20 protein-coding genes and 2 pseudogenes are annotated in these 17728 nt (G+C 32.4%); 14 read left to right on the top strand and 8 right to left on the bottom strand.

All coding sequences use genetic code 11. The annotated features are described in order from the left end of the window. Window positions 1–8: 8 nt before the first annotated feature. Window positions 9–92: pseudogene (locus ACFWM3_RS22535) on the bottom strand (IS200/IS605 family transposase); the annotation flags it as partial. Between the two features lie 522 nt (window positions 93–614). Here ACFWM3_RS22535 and ACFWM3_RS22530 point away from each other — a divergent pair. Next, a pseudogene (locus ACFWM3_RS22530) lies at window positions 615–1042 on the top strand (VOC family protein). A 200-nt stretch (window positions 1043–1242) separates the two neighbouring features. Here ACFWM3_RS22530 and ACFWM3_RS22525 read toward each other — a convergent pair. Together ACFWM3_RS22525 and ACFWM3_RS22520 are read right to left on the bottom strand one after the other, a co-directional pair. Beyond that, a complete protein-coding gene (locus ACFWM3_RS22525; RefSeq protein ID WP_390312988.1) occupies window positions 1243–1419 on the bottom strand; it encodes a hypothetical protein in 177 nt (58 codons plus the stop codon). Between the two features lie 104 nt (window positions 1420–1523). Then, on the bottom strand, window positions 1524–2150 hold the full coding sequence (locus ACFWM3_RS22520) for a hypothetical protein (protein ID WP_390312987.1): 627 nt from the start codon (window positions 2148–2150) through the stop codon (window positions 1524–1526). 278 nt (window positions 2151–2428) lie between these two features. Here ACFWM3_RS22520 and ACFWM3_RS22515 point away from each other — a divergent pair, with 278 nt between their 5' ends. After that, window positions 2429–3874, top strand: coding sequence for a DEAD/DEAH box helicase (locus tag ACFWM3_RS22515; protein WP_056465500.1), 1446 nt, complete (start codon window positions 2429–2431; stop codon window positions 3872–3874). 154 nt (window positions 3875–4028) lie between these two features. Here ACFWM3_RS22515 and deoD read toward each other — a convergent pair whose 3' ends face one another. After that, window positions 4029–4742: a purine-nucleoside phosphorylase gene (gene deoD, locus ACFWM3_RS22510; RefSeq protein WP_056465502.1), complete on the bottom strand. Its 714-nt coding sequence runs from the start codon at window positions 4740–4742 to the stop codon at window positions 4029–4031. A 386-nt stretch (window positions 4743–5128) separates the two neighbouring features. Between deoD and ACFWM3_RS22505 the strand changes: the two genes are divergently transcribed. Both ACFWM3_RS22505 and gpmA read left to right on the top strand, forming a co-directional pair. Further along, window positions 5129–5863: a GntR family transcriptional regulator gene (locus ACFWM3_RS22505; protein WP_056465503.1), complete on the top strand. Its 735-nt coding sequence runs from the start codon at window positions 5129–5131 to the stop codon at window positions 5861–5863. Window positions 5864–6033: 170 nt separating this feature from the next. Continuing rightward, window positions 6034–6825, top strand: coding sequence for a 2,3-diphosphoglycerate-dependent phosphoglycerate mutase (gene gpmA / locus ACFWM3_RS22500; RefSeq protein ID WP_056465505.1), 792 nt, complete (start codon window positions 6034–6036; stop codon window positions 6823–6825). Between the two features lie 46 nt (window positions 6826–6871). Here gpmA and ACFWM3_RS22495 read toward each other — a convergent pair whose 3' ends face one another. Then, on the bottom strand, window positions 6872–8221 hold the full coding sequence (locus ACFWM3_RS22495; protein WP_390312986.1) for an MATE family efflux transporter: 1350 nt from the start codon (window positions 8219–8221) through the stop codon (window positions 6872–6874). A 107-nt stretch (window positions 8222–8328) separates the two neighbouring features. Here ACFWM3_RS22495 and ACFWM3_RS22490 point away from each other — a divergent pair, with 107 nt between their 5' ends. From ACFWM3_RS22490 to ACFWM3_RS22460, 7 genes are all read left to right on the top strand, one after another. Then, window positions 8329–9021, top strand: coding sequence for an SDR family oxidoreductase (locus tag ACFWM3_RS22490; RefSeq protein ID WP_056465509.1), 693 nt, complete (start codon window positions 8329–8331; stop codon window positions 9019–9021). Window positions 9022–9088: 67 nt separating this feature from the next. Beyond that, window positions 9089–9250, top strand: coding sequence for a hypothetical protein (locus tag ACFWM3_RS22485; RefSeq protein WP_156339579.1), 162 nt, complete (start codon window positions 9089–9091; stop codon window positions 9248–9250). Window positions 9251–9498: 248 nt separating this feature from the next. After that, window positions 9499–10431 carry a manganese-dependent inorganic pyrophosphatase gene (locus tag ACFWM3_RS22480; RefSeq protein ID WP_390312985.1) on the top strand — a complete coding sequence of 311 codons (933 nt, stop codon included), beginning with the start codon at window positions 9499–9501 and terminating at the stop codon, window positions 10429–10431. 74 nt (window positions 10432–10505) lie between these two features. Continuing rightward, on the top strand, window positions 10506–11021 hold the full coding sequence (locus tag ACFWM3_RS22475; protein WP_390312984.1) for a YfiT family bacillithiol transferase: 516 nt from the start codon (window positions 10506–10508) through the stop codon (window positions 11019–11021). A 19-nt stretch (window positions 11022–11040) separates the two neighbouring features. After that, a complete protein-coding gene (locus tag ACFWM3_RS22470) occupies window positions 11041–11358 on the top strand; it encodes a low molecular weight protein tyrosine phosphatase family protein (RefSeq protein WP_056465515.1) in 318 nt (105 codons plus the stop codon). 220 nt (window positions 11359–11578) lie between these two features. Continuing rightward, window positions 11579–12274, top strand: a complete 696-nt coding sequence (locus tag ACFWM3_RS22465; protein WP_390312983.1) for a helix-turn-helix transcriptional regulator — start codon at window positions 11579–11581, stop codon at window positions 12272–12274. A gap of 272 nt (window positions 12275–12546) precedes the next feature. Continuing rightward, the gene (locus tag ACFWM3_RS22460; protein WP_025569137.1) at window positions 12547–12741 is read left to right on the top strand and encodes a hypothetical protein; all 195 of its coding nucleotides are present in this window, start codon (window positions 12547–12549) and stop codon (window positions 12739–12741) included. Between the two features lie 172 nt (window positions 12742–12913). Here the strand turns inward: ACFWM3_RS22460 and ACFWM3_RS22455 are convergent, their stop codons facing one another. The 3 genes from ACFWM3_RS22455 to ACFWM3_RS22445 all read right to left on the bottom strand — a co-directional run bounded on the left by ACFWM3_RS22455 (window position 12914) and on the right by ACFWM3_RS22445 (window position 15222). After that, window positions 12914–13438, bottom strand: a complete 525-nt coding sequence (locus ACFWM3_RS22455; protein ID WP_390312982.1) for a GNAT family N-acetyltransferase — start codon at window positions 13436–13438, stop codon at window positions 12914–12916. 268 nt (window positions 13439–13706) lie between these two features. After that, window positions 13707–14216, bottom strand: coding sequence for a GNAT family N-acetyltransferase (locus ACFWM3_RS22450; protein ID WP_390312981.1), 510 nt, complete (start codon window positions 14214–14216; stop codon window positions 13707–13709). A gap of 22 nt (window positions 14217–14238) precedes the next feature. Then, window positions 14239–15222 (bottom strand): glutathione S-transferase family protein, encoded by a 984-nt coding sequence (locus ACFWM3_RS22445; protein WP_390312980.1) that lies wholly within the window; start codon window positions 15220–15222, stop codon window positions 14239–14241. Between the two features lie 294 nt (window positions 15223–15516). Between ACFWM3_RS22445 and ACFWM3_RS22440 the strand changes: the two genes are divergently transcribed. The 3 genes from ACFWM3_RS22440 to ACFWM3_RS22430 all read left to right on the top strand — a co-directional run bounded on the left by ACFWM3_RS22440 (window position 15517) and on the right by ACFWM3_RS22430 (window position 17506). Then, a complete protein-coding gene (locus ACFWM3_RS22440) occupies window positions 15517–16566 on the top strand; it encodes an LLM class flavin-dependent oxidoreductase (RefSeq protein WP_390312979.1) in 1050 nt (349 codons plus the stop codon). Between the two features lie 114 nt (window positions 16567–16680). Then, on the top strand, window positions 16681–17073 hold the full coding sequence (locus ACFWM3_RS22435) for a cupredoxin domain-containing protein (protein WP_390312978.1): 393 nt from the start codon (window positions 16681–16683) through the stop codon (window positions 17071–17073). Between the two features lie 136 nt (window positions 17074–17209). Beyond that, on the top strand, window positions 17210–17506 hold the full coding sequence (locus ACFWM3_RS22430; RefSeq protein ID WP_056465528.1) for a hypothetical protein: 297 nt from the start codon (window positions 17210–17212) through the stop codon (window positions 17504–17506). Window positions 17507–17728: the final 222 nt, after the last annotated feature.

Raw genomic sequence — 17728 nt, 5'->3', positions numbered from 1 at the left:
ATTGCACCTCACTTTTGACCTTGATTTTCAATGTATTTCTTAATGGTATCTATAGGAGCACCGCCTGTTGTTAGCAGACGTAAACTTCTTGAAATTCATCTCCCACCTACTCATTGGGCTATCGACCTTCATATTCCTTGAGGATGGGAGACTTCTTTCGGAAATCTATTAAAAAACGTTAAGGTACTTTCTGATGGGAAATTTAATTATACGATTTTAATGGGTAGATTTAAGGAATGAATTTAAAAAATAGTCGATAAATTGGCTCTTTTTTGCAACCATTTGATAAATTAAATTAATACCTAAGTATTATAAGAGGGGTTATTATAAAATACATTTTTAATATTATAAAATGAATTTTCTGGAAAATCCACTTTTTTATACCTTTACTAGGAGTTGAGCAAATCTGAAAAAATTAAATAAAAATCCTCTATTAAAAACGTATTGGTGATCTCTATTATTACCTTCTTTTAAATTTGAAGGAATGAAAGACTTGAAGTAGAAAATATTAAAAGGGAACTTAATCGTGACCATCTTGTGAAGCTAAATCAGATTGACATCAAGAGGTAAAAAGAAGAAGAGATTAGATCAAAATATAAGAAGAGGTGTTTCTATTGATTTTAGGTATCAACCCTTTTTTAATATAAAATGGAAATGGACAAGAAGCTGTTACATTTTACAAAGATGCTTTCAATACAAAGACCCTTACTCTTCAAAGATTTGGCGACATGCCAGGGGAAGAAAATACAAATCTAACTGATGAAGAAAAAAATCGTATCTTACATGCACATCTCAAAGTAGGTTCAACAGATATAATGATTTCAGATACTTTTACAGGTCTACCTTATCAAATTGGCGACCAAACCACCCTAGCTATTTTAATTAATGATGTTGAAACAACAAAAGAAGTATTTGGTAAATTACAAGATAGAGGAAAAGTAATCATATCGTTACACGAAACATTTTTTGGAGTCCTTTATACGGACAAGTAACCGATAAATTCGGTGTTACATGGCAAGTTTCAACACAGTCAGCTCAATAGTTGAATGATACTTTCTGTAAAACTACAGCGTTCGATACTGTTCCAAACTGACGCGCTACGATACATAGAGAGAAGCGTTAGAGTTGGAAAAGATAGATCCTTATTTGGAAGATAAAAACGGGGGATATGAATTAGCATTGTAAAGGAACTGAAGAGCATTCAGCTCCTTTTTCAATATCATGCGTTAGTTGAATAGTAAGTTACTTTTTTTCATTTGAAGTGGCTTTGGCTGAACCTGTGAATGGATTAATTTCATAAGAAAGATCTCTACCGGCCTCTTTTTCTTCTTGGTGAATTCTCTTTCCTAAAGATGCATAATAGCAAATCCATGCACCCAACGCTAAAATACCACCAATTGTTGTAATCCAAAAAGCCATTTAATTTCCCTCCAAAAAGTTCCAAATGAGAAATACGTATGTGTTTATTCTCTAAAAAGAATATTATTTTTATGCTTAAAAAATCCGAGAATAAAAGATGAACATTACATTTCAGGTGGGATTTTATATGTAACTTTTCCTTCTCCGTCTAAAAATTCCATACGAGGAATATCATTTTCGTCTACTACCATTCTAATTCGAGGTTTTCCTTTGCTATCTGATAGTTGAACTGTTACTTCTCCTTTGGAATTCTTCCCCATAAAGGCTCGAGGCGTATTTCCTTCCCAAATATTTTCTAACTCTTTATCAATTTCCTTTTCCGTAAGTGCAGAGTTTTGTATACTATGCGTTCTTTCTAAAAGATCTGGTAAAGGTGTATTAGGTCTATCATAAATTGAAATTCCATAATTTCTTTGATCATTCACATCAATATAATGCATTTGTACAACTTGATCTTGTTTATATTGATCAAAAGTTAATGATGCGTATGATTCATAGTTTCCTATTTCATCTTTTTTACTTCCAAATATAAGTCCTCCACACTCATCACCTTCTCCGTTATAAAACATTAATCCAGCAATAGGATCTTTTTGCCTGTGACCTGGAAGAATATCTTTTCCATCCATAATTGCAGGTGGGATGTTATCATTATTAAAAATTCTCATTCTTACAGTTCCATCTTTATCGACAATATTTATATTTTCAACATTAATGCTTTTGAAATCAGACATAAAAATTCCTCCTATCTATCCGTATATAGGAGTATTTATATATACCCATTATTTTCCTTTTTTTCGAACTTCATAATAAAATCCTTATATACCACTAAAATGCCAATTAATAGAATAAGAAAATCAACAATCGCCTTTAACAAAGCCTAATATTTTAAAAAAAGCCGTTTTGTCTTGCGTTTTTCAAGTATAATGAATCATACTCAATAAATGAATATGATTTTTCTAAGAGAGAATTCTATACATATATCGAAAAAAACATAAAACGAGGTTAAGAAATGACTAAAAGAAGTTATGCGGATTATCATCTAAGTGAGGAAATTAAAAGAGCACTTGCTGTTTTAAAATACGAAACTCCAACTGAAGTTCAGAGTGAAGTGATTCCATTAGCAATGGAAAATCAAGATTTAATCGTAAAATCTCAAACAGGAAGCGGTAAGACTGCCTCTTATAGTATTCCTGTTTGCGAAATGATTGAATGGGAGGAAAAAAAACCACAAGTTTTAATTCTAACTCCAACGAGGGAACTTGCAGCTCAAGTCCGCGAAGATGTTACGAATATTGGCAGATTTAAACGGATAAAAGCGGTGGCCGTCTATGGTAAAGAACCGTTTAGTAAACAAAAGGTAGAATTGGAACAAAAAACACATGTAGTAGTTGGTACGCCTGGAAGGGTCATGGACCATCTTGAAAGAGGAACCCTTGATATAGATCAAATAAAATATTTAATCATCGATGAAGCTGACGAGATGCTTAATCGAGGCTTTATTGATGAAGTAGAAGCAATCATTGATCAGTTACCTTTAAACCGTGTTACGATGGTTTTTTCTGCTACCTTACCTAAAGATGTTGAAAATCTCTGCCATAAATATATGAAAGAACCTACTCATATAGAAATTGAATCAACTGGTGTAACTGCAAATACAATTGAACATTTTTTAATTGAAGTGAAAGAAGAAGAAAAGATTTCACTTCTTAAAGACGTCACTGTTGTAGAAAACCCAGACAGCTGCCTAATTTTCTGCCGGACTAAAGAAAACGTAGATGCAGTTTATAGTGAATTGGAAAAAGCTAATTATTCATGTGAAAGACTACATGGAGGACTGGAACAAGAAGACAGGTTTGCTGTAATGGATGGATTTAAAATAGGGAACTTCCGCTATCTAGTAGCAACCGATGTAGCTGCTAGAGGTATTGATATTGATAATGTAACGTTAGTCATCAACTATGACGTTCCTATGGAAAAAGAGAGCTATGTACACCGTACTGGTAGAACTGGTCGTGCCGGAAATAAAGGAAAAGCAATTACGTTTTCGACAAAGTTTGAAGGAAAGTTCGTTAAAGCAATTGAAAATTACATCGGTTTTGAGATACCTACTATAGAAGCTCCTAGTCATCAAGAGGTGATTAGTCGAAAAGCAATCTTTGAAGAAAAACTTAACAGCAGGCGAGTGGTAAGAAATAATAAAACAGCTCGAATTAACCAAGATATTATGAAACTCCATTTCAGCGGCGGAAAAAAGAAGAAAATTCGTGCTGTTGATTTTGTTGGAACAATTGCAAAAATCCCTGGAGTTACAGTAGAGGATATCGGTATTATTTCTATTCATGATCAAATGTCATATGTTGATATTCTGAATGGAAAAGGGTCATTAGTTTTACAAGCCATGGAGAATGCGACGATTAAAGGAAAAAAATTAAAAGTGAGTAAAGCTATTAAATAAAGAAGTAAAGTTTATGGACTTAATCATTCAAACATAAAAATTATTCAATTCTTGAATTAAATTACAAAAAAAGTCGATTTTCCCAATTTGAATTGTTAACGGAAATCGACTTTTTGTTTTTCATTAATATGCGCTATTTTAAATCAATTTTATTTTACAAACAAGCTTCTAATGCAAGTTTCATCATTTTATCGAATGAAGTTTGTCTAGCCTCAGCACTAATCTCTTCATGAGTAACTAAAGAATCTGAAATAGTAAGTAAACAAGCTGCTTTCTTTCCTAAAACTTTCGCATTATGGAAAAGTGCAAAACTTTCCATTTCTGTACAAATACAATTATGCTCTTTATAAAAATTAACAAAATTTGGAACTGAACTTTCATAATAAAAGACATCGCTAGAATGTATTCTTCCTTTAACGATCGGAGTATTGATTTGTTTTGCTGTATCTTCAATTTTGTTTGTTAGTGTTTCACATGGATACTGAATGTCACTTTCAACACCTGCTTGAGTCTTTGCAAATGTAGATTGACTCCAAGCACTATCTACAAGCACAATATCGTGAATGTTTAGTTTATCTGTATAAGCTCCTGCACTACCAACTCGGATAATATTTTCTACATCATAAAATTTATATAATTCGTATGAGTAAATTCCTATACTTGGCATGCCCATACCAGATCCCATTACTGATACTTGTTTTCCTTTATATGTTCCTGTATAGCCAAACATATTACGTACAGTATTAAATTGCACTGGGTTTTCTAGATATGTTTCTGCAATATATTTTGCACGTAGTGGATCCCCAGGCATTAAAACTGTTTTTGCAATTTCTCCTGATTTTTTGGCTGTATTATGTGGCGTTGTCATATTATTTTCTCTCCATTTCTATTCTTTTAATTTTCTTAACTAAATCCAATACAACTACTATTCTTACTCATTTCACCCATGTTAATTTATCTTTAGGTTAACATTCTTTCCTAAAATGTTTCCGTTTACAAAATAAAGCAAAACAAATGTTCAAAAAATGAAAATTAATACTACGAAGTATAGTTGTATATATAGTTGTCTATTTAGTTTCAACTAAATTATATTTCAATAAAATATAGAAAGCAATAGCAACTTAAACTCACTCAATCATTTATCCTATTAAATCAACGTTATTTTAAAGAATAATGATCTTGTTTACCTTTACGATCAAACACAAATTTGCGAATAATTCATAACTCGATATAATATTTATAAGGAGTGTTGTTATGTCCGTTGAAAATAAAAAAAAATTACCTCTATATGTAGGGGTTTATGAAAAATTATTTAAATTAATTAATGAGGGAGTCTATCCGATTGGAAGTAAGCTTCCTTCTGAACCAGAACTTTCTAAGATGATGAATGTTAGCAGAATGACATTAAGACAAGGGTTGAGTTTACTAAAAGAGGACGGTTATCTTGAAACAATCCATGGACAAGGTAATTTTATAAAACAAAATGTAAATTTAAGAAGTGTTGGCTTAGAAAAAATTGATAACTCAGTTTTTCAATGCTGTACAGAAACAATTGATGATGTAGATGCTTATTTAGAAGTTAGTCTTTCGGATGACTATGAATACGTTAAAAAGATTTTTAATAAAGATTCTGCAGTGATGGTCAGGTTTAATAGATGGTACAAATCTAAAAATAAAATTGTCGCCCATGCTTATACTATGTTCCCAAGTGAGACAGCTTCCCAATATCAAATAAACCTAGGCGATCAGCAGAGTTTACTAAAAATACTTGAAGAAGATATTTATAAGTTAATCCATTCATCAACAATCGAAATAAAATATACAGAATCAGTCCTTCCTTCATCAAACTATGAATTACGTTCAACTAATAATTTATTCGTTTTACTTGTTGAAAATCTATATGACTCAATGGGGAATATTGTACTTAAAAATAAGATTTATATCCCAATCGAACTTAGCTCAATTAAAATAAATCGAATAAATAAATAGTTGAAAATGTAGCGTATCTAAAAATGAAATAAGCAAACTAGATGAAGTATGACAGTTTTTAGTTGAGAAATTTAATTACATAACATTTTGCACATCCAATCAGTTGTGAATCAAATTAAGAACATTTCAGCAAACTATATCATATTTAATTGATTTTAAAGGAGAGCAATATGATTAAACTTGTATTAATCAGACATGGGCAAAGTTTATGGAATGTTGAAAATCGGTTCACAGGCTGGACAGATGTTGATTTAACGAAGAGCGGTCTTTCCGAGGCAAGAGAAGCTGGTATCATTTTAAGGAAAAACGGATTTACATTTGATGTTGCCTATACATCAGTACTTAAACGAGCAATCCGAACATTATGGATTATTTTAAATGAAATAGATATGATGTGGATTCCTGTTTATAAGACATGGAGATTGAATGAACGTCATTACGGTTCACTTCAGGGGTTGAATAAATCCGAAACAGCCCAAAAATATGGGGAAGAACAGGTTAATATTTGGAGAAGATCTATGAATGTTAGACCACCAGCTCTAAAACCGGATGATCCAAGATATGAAATAAATGAACCTCGTTATAAAACCTTGTTAAAAGATGAATTCCCGCTTACTGAAAATTTGGAGGATACAGAAAAAAGAGTATTAAAATATTGGGATGAAGATATTGCTCCAGCTTTGAAAACAGGCAAAAAGGTTATTATATCTGCACATGGAAATACGTTGAGGGGAATCGTTCAATATTTAGATCAAGTCTCAGCTGACGGGATTGCTTCACTTAATATTCCAACAAGTATTCCTTTAGTTTATGAATTAACTGACGAACTAAAGCCAATTCGACATTACTATTTAGGTATGGAAGGTGAACTTCCATCTGATGTAATCCCAAAACATATCCCTAGCGAATTACTTGACCAATTTGATGATGATCATCCAAATATAACAATACAAGATGATTAAAATACAAAAAAGGATGGGTGAGCAATTGTGCTTCCCATCCTTTTCATTATGCTTCAGATAACTTTAGTTTTTTTATTTGTAGTTGTACTAATCGGAAAGATAATGTTAGTGCTGACACACCTAAACCGACGATTAATCCAACCCAATATCCTTTTGCACCAAGATTTGTATTAGATAGTGCGTACCCGACTGGTAATGCTATTACCCAATAAGCTAAAATCATCATAATTAACGTTGCATTTACATCTTTATAACCTCTTAATGCACCTTGGATTGGCGCTGCAATTGCATCAAATAGTTGGAACATGACTGCAAAGATTAAGAATCCGCCTGCCAAAATTTGTACAGATGGATCATTTGTATACCATCCGGCTACATCATAACGGAATAAATAGATGATGATCCCGAAAAATGAAGCAATTGAAACTGCCATTACTAAACCAATTTTGCTATATTCTTTTGCATTTTGAAATTCTTTCGCACCAACTTCATAGCCGACAGCAATTGTTAAAGCCATCGAAATACTTAATGGAACCATATAAAGAAGACTCGCAAAATTCATTGCCACTGTATGTGCAGCAATCGTTTCGGTATCAAACTCACTTAATAATAATGTTACGACTGAGAATACACTTACTTCAAAAAAGATACTAAGACCAATTGGAACTCCTAATTTTAAAATACTTTTCCAAGTTTCAAATGAAATTGGAGGAAGTTTTTTAAATAGATTGAATGTGCTAAATGGCTTTTTAGTTTTAATAATGTAAAAAGCAATTCCAAAAATAATCCAATACGTTATTGCAGACGCTACTCCAGAACCTACGCCACCTAAGCGTGGGAGACCAGCTTTACCGAATATAAGGAAATAGTTCAAAATTACGTTAACTGGTACTGAAATAACTGTAATAACCATAGTAGTTCTTGTTTTACCTAAACCATCAATAAACTGACGAATGACTGTATATAGAAATAAAGGTAAAATTCCAAATGATAATGCGAATAAGAAATGAAGAGCAACACGATGAACTTTCGGATCAAGATTCATATGATTCAAGATTGGATGAATTGAAAATATACCAATAATAATAATGACAATTGCAATTATCCCAGCCAAATAAATTGCCTGCATAACAAGTGGCGTTATTTTTTCATCCTGTTTTGCACCATTTAAATTGGCAACCATTGTCGTAAGTGCGACTAAAATGCCAGTTAACCCAGTACTAATTGGAGTCCAAATACTAACACCTATCGCAACCCCTGCTAAGTCCCCTGGACTACTATTACCAGACATGATTGTATCAAAAAATGACATCGAAAATAATGTCACTTGAGTGATTAAAATCGGAAGTAGTAGTTTAAAAAAGCGTGATATTTTATCCGTTTTAGTAGTATTCAATTTATCGACCTCCTAAACAAACACTTTTACAATTGTATCATGTTTTGGTTTAATAGCTATAATGAAATTATTCGGATAAATATTTTATAAAGAAAGTTGGTCTTAGATTGGGAAATCAAGTTGTTATTATCACAGGCGCAGGAAGTGGATTAGGAGCGTCATTAGCTAAAAAATATTCTGAAAATGGAGCTCACATTTGTTTGTTAGGAAGAACTGAAAATAAACTTAGAGAAATTGGAAAACAATTACCTAACAATTATTCAATACATACTGTTGATGTTTCAGAATATGAAGATGTAAAAAGAGTCTTCGATACAATTATTCAAACATATGGAAAAGTTGATTTATTATTTAATAATGCAGGTGTTGGAATATTTGAGCTTGCAGAAGAATTAAATGAAGAAGCAGTACATAATATGATTGATATTAACTTGAAGGGAACCATTTTCTGTTCACAAGAAGTTTTAAAACAAATGAAAAAACAAAATAGTGGAACGATCGTCAATATTGTTTCTACCGCAGGTCTAATTGGAAAAGCAACAGAATCAGTTTATTGCGCAAGTAAGTTTGGAGTTAAAGGCTTTACCGAAAGTTTGGTTGTTGAATTAACAGGAACGCCAATTTCGGTGTTTGCAGCATATATGGGCGGAATGAATACAGACTTTTGGTCAGGTATTTTTGATGAAGATAAAACTTCAAAAATGATGAATCCAGAGGATATCGCTGAAATTATTATTGAAAATATAAAACCACGTAAAAATATATCGATACCCGAAATTATTATAAAAAACATAAAATAAGTATTATCCAAGCTAACTTTTACACAAACTATATCCAAATCATGAAGGATTAAGTGAGGTAAAAAAGATGAGCAAATCGAAAAAGAACAAATCAATTGATTCAAATCAAAATAATTTTGACGAATTATTACTTGAAGATCTTAATACTGCAGATGATATTCCTATCGATTGGTTACCTAAAAGTGAACCGATTACGGAAACAATGTCATATAAACAGGCTGAAGATTAATTAGACTATAGATTGGTTTTTGTTTCTATAGGATGAGTAGGCTTAGTGACCTGAAAATTAAGCGTTTTCAATTAGTCTGATTGGCATGTTTTTTTGACTTTGTCTTCAAACTGTAAAGAATAGCCATTTTGGCTATTTTTTTTTATATTGATATGGTATTATTATTGAAGCGTTTTATATTAAAGCCAATTCTTGGCATTAAAATACATAAAAAAATGAAAAACAAGATATAGTTAGGAGAATTTTTGATGGAAAAAGTACTAGTTTTTGGACATAAGAACCCAGATACAGATACAATTTGCTCTGCAATTGCATATGCAGAATTAAAAAAGGCATTAGGTGAAAGTGCTGAAGCAATTCGTTTAGGTGAAGTAAGTGCAGAAACGCAATTTGCACTTGATACGTTTAAATCTGAAGCACCACGTTTAGTAGAAAAAGTTGCTTCTGAAACAAATAATGTCATTTTAGTTGACCATAATGAGCGTCAACAAAGTGCTGATGATATCGAACAAGTTCGCGTACTTGAAGTTATTGATCATCACCGTATTGCTAATTTTGAAACTAGTGATCCTTTATACTATCGTTGTGAGCCAGTTGGATGTACAGCTACAATTTTAAACAAATTGTATAAAGAAAATAATATCGAAATTAAGAAGGAAGTTGCTGGTCTAATGCTTTCAGCAATTATTTCTGATACATTATTATTTAAATCTCCAACATGTACTGATCAAGATGTTGCTGCTGCAAAAGAACTTGCAGAAATCTCAGGTGTAAATGCAGAAGAATATGGTCTAGAAATGTTAAAAGCGGGTGCAAATCTAGCTGATAAATCGATTGAGTCTTTAGTTTCACTTGATGCGAAAGAATTCCAAATGGGTAACTATAAAGTAGAAATCGCACAAGTAAACGCAGTTGATACAAATGACGTACTTTCTCGTCAAGCTGAATTAGAAAATGTACTTGAAGGCATCGTTTCTAATAAAGGATTAGACTTATTCTTATTCGTTGTAACAGATATTTTAACGAATGATTCGATCGCTGTTGCAAAAGGAAATGCGACTAATGCAGTTGAAAAAGCATACAATGTAACTTTAGAAAACAACACTGCTTTATTAAAAGGTGTTGTATCTCGTAAAAAACAAATCGTTCCAGTATTAACTGAAACATTTAATACACTTTAATTCGTAATTTAACAACAAAGTCTTTTGAAGGCTTTGTTGTTTTTTTATAATAGCTAATAAATGGGGGATTTGAAATGGAAAATTTAAAGTATCCGATTGGCAGATTTAATGTACCATCAAGCTTCACTCATCAACAACGTAAAGAATTTATAAAAGTACTAAAAGATGCTCCAATCAAATATAAAGAGGCAATCACGTCACTTACTAACGAGCAATTAAACAAACCCTATCGAGATGGTGGTTGGACACCAAAGCAAGTTATTCATCATGTTGCTGATAGCCATATGAATAGCCTTATTAGAGTTAAATTAGCTTTAACTGAAGAAAATCCTACTATCAAAGCCTATGATGAAAATGCATGGATTTCATTAAGTGATTCGAATTTTGATTTTCATAGTTCTTTAAAAATAATCGAAGGTATACACGAACGTTACGTAGTTTTACTTGAATCACTTACAGAGGAAGAGTTTAATCGAACTTGTTATCACCCTGAGCTTAAAATTAATATAAGTATAAATTTCATCTTAGCTTTATACGCTTGGCATAGTGAACATCACTTGGCTCATATTTATTTAGTGAAAAACAATTAATAGTAAGGTGTGAAGAAAAATTAAATTATTATTCATTTGTAGCAAGAATCAATGGAGAAGTCCTACAGCGGAAAAAATTTTCCACTTATCTAATGGCTACGAAGCGAGATCAGCAGGAACAGAAGCTGGTGCCAGGATTAAAGTGACAGAGGGACATATTGGTTGGGCAGATATTATTTTTGTAATGGAGAAAAAACATTTAAGAAGAATTCGCGATAAATTCGGTGATTTACTTAATGAAAAAAAGATTGTCAATCTAGATATAGCTGATGACTATCAGTTTATGGACGAAGAATTAATTGAAATTCTCCAAAATAGAGTATCTGAAATAATTTAAGGTTAATAGGTAGTAAGCGTAAAAAATTTAATAATTTATTAAATGAACCCACTCAGCTATAAGAGTGGGTTTAGTTCTTTTTACCTTTATGAAAAGTTAGATTCTAAGTACATCCTCACGAATATAAAAATTTCCAAAAAAACCCAATTACGATCAGTGTCAAAGTCCATGTTGTACACATAAAAATAAAAATAGAGGAAAATAAGAAAAAGGTGTGAGCATGTACTACAAATTATTAAAGCAATATATTAAAAACTCAAATTTAAGTTTGACTGATATAGCCAAAGAATTAAATAAGTTGGGCTTTTCAAAAGACAAGAGCTATTTAAGCAAATTACAAAATGCGAAATTGACTCCACCTGAAGAAAAATTAACTAGAGCGATTGCAAAAGTGACAGGTGGAAATGCTGAAGAATTAATTTGGTGTGCTTATATTATTAATGCCCCTGAAAGATTGAAAACTCCTTTACGAAACATTTCAGAAGAAGTTTTCAATCTCACAAAGAATGAAATCAATGGCAATCTAAAATTTGATGTCGTCTATAAGGAACAAAATGTTGAGGATCGTTCAAAAAAATTTGCTGAATTTATTAGACAGACACGATTACAAAATAACCTATCAATAAAGTGCCTTGCAACAAAAGCAAATGTATCCCATTCATATATTTCACAAATTGAAAATGGCAAAAGAGGTAATCCATCAACAGAAATTTTACGAAAGTTGGCAGAACCACTCGGCGTTCCTGTTATTCAGTTATATCAATTAGCTGGGTATGTACCAATTGAAGAAAACGATTGGATAGAAGGTATGTACCTCATACGTAAAGCGAATTTAATGCTAAATAATGAAGAAAAAGAGAAATTATTGAGGTTAATTGAAGCTTTTCTAAAATTGTCTTCTTTACACTTTTTCTAATAATGTAGAAAAAAATAAAAATGCAGGATTCAGGTTTTCACCTTTAAACTGCATTTTTCTGTCCAGCTATTATGCCTTTAATTAGAGACATTCTGTACCCCTAAAGGAAGAATTAATCCAAAAGATAATAAAGTAGCGTGTAATATAGTTTGAAACATAGAACCACCTAACTAATCAATATTATTTACAATTCAATTCTTTTTTACGAATCTTGACTAAATTTGTAAATTTTAGGAAAGGATAATAAGAAACTGTAAAAGGAAGTGAAGAGTATGTCACAACAATTTGACAATTTACCTGATTATGAATTATTAGCGAATAATCCAGCATTATCTTTACATGAACTGTCATATCACTATGATATGAGTTTTAATGATATTGCTGAAATTAGAGGAATCTCTGTAGAAGATTTAGTAAATTACTATCAAACAAATACTTCTCACGATTCATTATTTTATTTTGAATAAAATATACATAAAGCTGAGCCAATATATATTGGAATCGGCTTTTTTTACATAAGAAAAACATCTATTTATTATTTTTAAAAATTTGAGAGAAAACTAGAATTTAGACTGACTTAAGAAGTCGGATTGTAAATTAAGATAAAAAAAGAAAGTTAAGCCATTTTTAGACTTAACTTCATTTTTTCTTCCTTGTACTTAGTCGCCAATTATTGCATACCATAAAATTACCAATAGGATATTCAAATTTACATTTTTTAATAAACTTGAAATTTAATTTTTCACATATTTTATTAGACGGAATGTTATTAATGGAAGGAAAAGCGTGAATGTACTTATGCTTTGATTCTTTTTGGGCCTTCTTAATAGCTTTTTTCACTGCGATTGTTGCAATCCCTTTTCGTTGAAATTGTGGTAAAATGCTCCAACCAATTTCATAAACAAGTTTACCATCCCATATCCGATCCCAATAACCAACAGTCCCTATTTTTGTTCTGTACGGAAGCAAAATGATTACAAACATTTGTCCTGTACCGATTCTACTCATTTCAAGATAATGCTTGTGCCGACTCATAATTTGATTCAAACTTTCTAATCCTCCAAGATATTTCATCATACTATTCGTATTTGATGTCAGAAGTAAATTAAGATCTGCTTCGTTCCAAGGCTCGATAAGAATGGTTGATTCATCTATTTTTGACAATTAATTCACTCCAAATTTATTTTAAAAAGAATCATAATAAAATAGTATTCTGAAGTGAAGATGATATTTCTAATTAATAAACACAAATTAAATAGGTGAGATTCTTATCGTGAAATTGTTAATAAAGAGAAAAATTCAAACGATAAAAGTAGTACCGATTCATTATGATAAAAAAATAAAGTAAATATGGGCAGTTTGAAGTTAGAAAAACTTCGGACAGCCCTTTTACTGACCAAGATTAAATTTAATAATGAGTAATAAATAAGGTTTATATTTTCATCTTATAAGCTCTGACGATAATCCCATCATTTGCTGGTTCAAAGTCAAACTTTGGTAAACGTTTAAATCCGATTCTTTCATATAAACTTATGGCATTTTTCATAAATTCACCAGTATGTAATCCGATTGCATCAAATCCTTTTTCCTTCGTACGATTAATGCATTTTGAAATTAGCGCAGAAGCAATTCCTTGTCCGCGATAGTCTGACTCGACAGCAAGCATTCGAATCTCTGGGTAATCAAGCTCGTCGATTAAATCTCCATAGGCATTTATTTTAGCTGGAAATAAAGCGACGCTTCCGACAATTTTTCCTAAAACCGTCGCAACAATGATTTCCACACCTTCTTGCTCATCAACATTCGATGAGAGGGACTTCTTTAAAGCATTCCAATGTTTTTCTGGTAACAAGTTGCCGTATTCATAATAAGCGTTAATTCTTTGTTCTCGAATTGACTGAAACATCTCTTTTTCAGCATTACAAAGTTCTATTTTTACCATATATATTGCATCTCCTTATGCCTTAATGAATGAGGAACTTTTCTTTTTGTCTACTTAAATCTTCACGATTGTGCTTCGAATTCCAAATCGTAAGTTCAGGACCTTTTGGTAGGACTTTTGGTTCTTTCTTATCGGGCGAAATAGTAATCGATAAATGGTAATGTCGCTTAATCGCATCAAAATCAGTCGTATCGCCAAACCCTGGTGTTTGATATAAATCCCGTGCATAGCCCCATAAGTTTTTATACTCGCGTATTAAATTTCGATTCGTATTAAAGGCTGTAAAGTAAGCAGCATCGAACCGTACAAGTGTTGTAAATAACCTAACATCAGTATCAGTAATTTTATCACCAAATAAAAAACGTTGTTTAGATAAGCGATGCTCTAGCTCATCTAATCTATTAAATAATGTTTCATAAGCATCTTCATAAGCCTTCTGAGATTGTGCAAAACCACATTTGTATACGCCATTGTTTACATCAGTGAAAATGATTTCATTTAAGGCATCAATTTCTTGGCGGATGGATTCTGGGTATAAATCTGGTGCATTCTTTTTGTGATAAGGCTTCCAAACAGTTTCGAAATAATTTGTTAGTCTAAAATAATCATTATTAACTACCTTACCAGAACTAATATCGATCATTGCAGGAACTGTCGGACGTCCGGTGTAGTTTTGATCAGATTTATGATAAATTTCACTCATGTATCGAACGCCTAAAATTGGATCGAGTCGTCCTGTATCCAAAGAAAATTCCCAATCCACGTGAGGTAATCTTGGACGCATCGGACTGACGGTTCCTAAGCTTATCGAATTTTCTAAACCTAAAACTTTTCGTACAATAACAGACCGATGGGCCCATGGACATGCAGCTGACCAAATAAGTCGATATCGACCTGCTTCAACAGGGAGTTCTTCTGGCTTATTTCCAAATGGTGTAGAAAAACGATTTAACTGACGTTTAAAGAAACCATCAACTGATATTTCAGTTGGTTTAGTTTGATTCATACTTAAACTTCCTCTCTCACTAATTTGGATAATATTTCTTTTGCTCAGAATTTTTGAAGGGGTACATAGAAGTGATTCTAATATTCTATTATACTCTGAATATTTAGAAAATGTATTTTTTTTGGAAATAGAAATGAAGATAATACTATATCTTTAACTGCTGTTATACTACTTTGTTAGAATTTATCTCGAATTTGAGGTATATTTAAATTGATTAATAAATATAGGAATAGAACTTTGTAAGTCTATTCAAAATTCACTTCAAAAATGACAGAAATTCGGAGGAATAGCTTAATGGAAATAGGAATCAGTACTTTTGTTGAAACAACACCTGATGCAAAGACAGGTGAAGTAATAAGTCATGCGGAACGATTGCGTGATGTTGTGGAGGAAATTATTCTTGCAGATCAAGTTGGATTAGATGTATTTGGAGTAGGGGAACATCATCGTAATGATTTTGCAGCATCTTCGCCGGCAATCGTACTAGCAGCGGCGGCATCACAAACAAATCGTATACGGCTAACAAGTGCCGTAACTGTACTATCATCAGCAGATCCAGTACGAGTTTTTCAAGATTTTGCTACGCTTGATGGTATTTCGAATGGACGAGCTGAAATCATGGCGGGACGTGGTTCTTTCATCGAATCATTTCCTTTATTCGGCTATAATTTAAACGACTATGATGAACTGTTTGAAGAAAAACTGGATTTACTGTTAACCTTGCAAAAATCCGAATTTGTAACATGGAGTGGAAAACATCGACCAGCCATTAATAATATAGGAATCTATCCACGTCCAGTTCAGGAGCCCCTGCCAATTTGGATTGGAAGTGGCGGAAACAGTGAGTCAGTCGTTCGAGCTGGACTTTTAGGACTTCCACTAGTACTTGCTATTATAGGTGGACGCCCAATTCAGTTCGCACCACTTGTTGAGCTTTATAAAAAAGCTGCTGCTCATGCTGGTCATGATGTAAACAAACTACAAATTGCATCCCATTCACATGGCTTCATTGCAGAGGATACAATGACAGCAGCTGATAAATTTTTCCCATCAACACAGCAAGTCATGAATAAACTTGGAAAAGAACGAGGTTGGGGAAATTATGACCGAGCTGCATTCGATGCGGCAAGAAGCGTTGAAGGTGCACTTTATGTTGGGGATTCTGAAACTGTAGCACAAAAAATTATCCATCTTCGAAAAAATGTAGGTATTACAAGATTTATGCTTCATGTACCAGTTGGTTCAATGCCACATGCAGACGTAATGAAAGCAATTGAACTATTAGGTAAAGAAGTTGCACCAATCGTTCGTGAAGAAATCTCTAAGTGGGAAGCACATCAATAAGTTGAAATAAATGAAAAACTGTTTTCTATAAAAGAAGACAGTTTTTTTATACTTAAAAAAAATCGTGATAATATTCCATCAAATGGAAAAGAATAGAGCGTAGGAAAGGAGGGTATGCGAGTGTTAAGAAGAAATTGGTTATCAGGACTAATTGTTATTTTGGCAACGATTGTATTAATAGCAACACCAGGTAATTTTAAAGCTTTTGCTGAATCTGAGGTATCAGATGCAAATGATCGCGTACAAACAATCGTAGTAGAATTGAATGATGATTACTTTAATCCGAAAAACATCACGATTCCAAATGGAACAAAAACAACTTTATTATTGAAAAATAAAGGGAGTAAATCACATACTTTTACTGTGAAAATGCTCAATATTGATGTAGAACTTCAACCTGGAAAAGAAACATCCATTGGCGTTCAACCAAAACAAGCAAATACATATGATCTTACTTGTAAATACCATTTCAATGTTGGAATGGTAGGAAAAGTAATCGTTAAATAAAAGCAAGGCCACAGGGCCTTGCTTTTATTTATGTATTGATAATTTACCACAATATAGAAATGTCATTTGAATTTCTAACTGGAACATTACTTTTTAACAAAATCTCCTCATACAATTAAAATGAGGAGGGATATGGATGGAGAATATCGATTTTCATATACTTCAATGGTTTTTCGGTAGTACACCGATTCTTGGTTTAACATTAATGATGTTTATTGCTTCATCGCTTGGGAAACGCCCTACTATACCAATTATTACACTTATTGTAACTTCATGCTTGTGGTTTATTTGGAAAACGCTCCCAAACGATATATGGCATCATATGGGTGCAGGTGATAATGTAGGTCTGTACCAACATATAACATTTGCGCTAATCCTTGGTTTTGCCACATCGAGCATTCTTGGATTGTTTCAAAAAACTCGTCAAGCTTAATAAGATTACCATTAGATATATGAACATTTAAAAGGCTATTAATGTTTATTATATAGATTAGAATACTATGTACTAAAAACTATGAGCTTCTCTAAATAGAGGCTCTTTTTGTGCGACGGGCAGTCGTATAGGGTGCTGACCTAGTCAGCGCCCTTCAATTATTTTATTTAGACAGAGACGACACTTCGGTGTAACGACTGGATGAAGGATAAAATTATGAAT

The organism is Gottfriedia sp. NPDC058432 (assembly GCF_042721555.1).
Lineage (GTDB): Bacteria > Bacillota > Bacilli > Bacillales > Bacillaceae_G > Gottfriedia.
This window is presented reverse-complemented; position numbering and strand designations above follow the sequence as displayed.

Coding starts and splice junctions, on each gene's coding strand:
- ACFWM3_RS22525 (WP_390312988.1), bottom strand. CDS start 1,419: ATGGCTTTTTGGATTACAACAATTGGTGGTATTTTAGCGTTGGGTGCA.
- ACFWM3_RS22520 (WP_390312987.1), bottom strand. CDS start 2,150: ATGTCTGATTTCAAAAGCATTAATGTTGAAAATATAAATATTGTCGAT.
- ACFWM3_RS22515 (WP_056465500.1), top strand. CDS start 2,429: ATGACTAAAAGAAGTTATGCGGATTATCATCTAAGTGAGGAAATTAAA.
- deoD (WP_056465502.1), bottom strand. CDS start 4,742: ATGACAACGCCACATAATACAGCCAAAAAATCAGGAGAAATTGCAAAA.
- ACFWM3_RS22505 (WP_056465503.1), top strand. CDS start 5,129: ATGTCCGTTGAAAATAAAAAAAAATTACCTCTATATGTAGGGGTTTAT.
- gpmA (WP_056465505.1), top strand. CDS start 6,034: ATGATTAAACTTGTATTAATCAGACATGGGCAAAGTTTATGGAATGTT.
- ACFWM3_RS22485 (WP_156339579.1), top strand. CDS start 9,089: ATGAGCAAATCGAAAAAGAACAAATCAATTGATTCAAATCAAAATAAT.
- ACFWM3_RS22480 (WP_390312985.1), top strand. CDS start 9,499: ATGGAAAAAGTACTAGTTTTTGGACATAAGAACCCAGATACAGATACA.
- ACFWM3_RS22475 (WP_390312984.1), top strand. CDS start 10,506: ATGGAAAATTTAAAGTATCCGATTGGCAGATTTAATGTACCATCAAGC.
- ACFWM3_RS22465 (WP_390312983.1), top strand. CDS start 11,579: ATGTACTACAAATTATTAAAGCAATATATTAAAAACTCAAATTTAAGT.
- ACFWM3_RS22460 (WP_025569137.1), top strand. CDS start 12,547: ATGTCACAACAATTTGACAATTTACCTGATTATGAATTATTAGCGAAT.
- ACFWM3_RS22450 (WP_390312981.1), bottom strand. CDS start 14,216: ATGGTAAAAATAGAACTTTGTAATGCTGAAAAAGAGATGTTTCAGTCA.
- ACFWM3_RS22445 (WP_390312980.1), bottom strand. CDS start 15,222: ATGAATCAAACTAAACCAACTGAAATATCAGTTGATGGTTTCTTTAAA.
- ACFWM3_RS22440 (WP_390312979.1), top strand. CDS start 15,517: ATGGAAATAGGAATCAGTACTTTTGTTGAAACAACACCTGATGCAAAG.
- ACFWM3_RS22435 (WP_390312978.1), top strand. CDS start 16,681: ATGCGAGTGTTAAGAAGAAATTGGTTATCAGGACTAATTGTTATTTTG.
- ACFWM3_RS22430 (WP_056465528.1), top strand. CDS start 17,210: ATGGAGAATATCGATTTTCATATACTTCAATGGTTTTTCGGTAGTACA.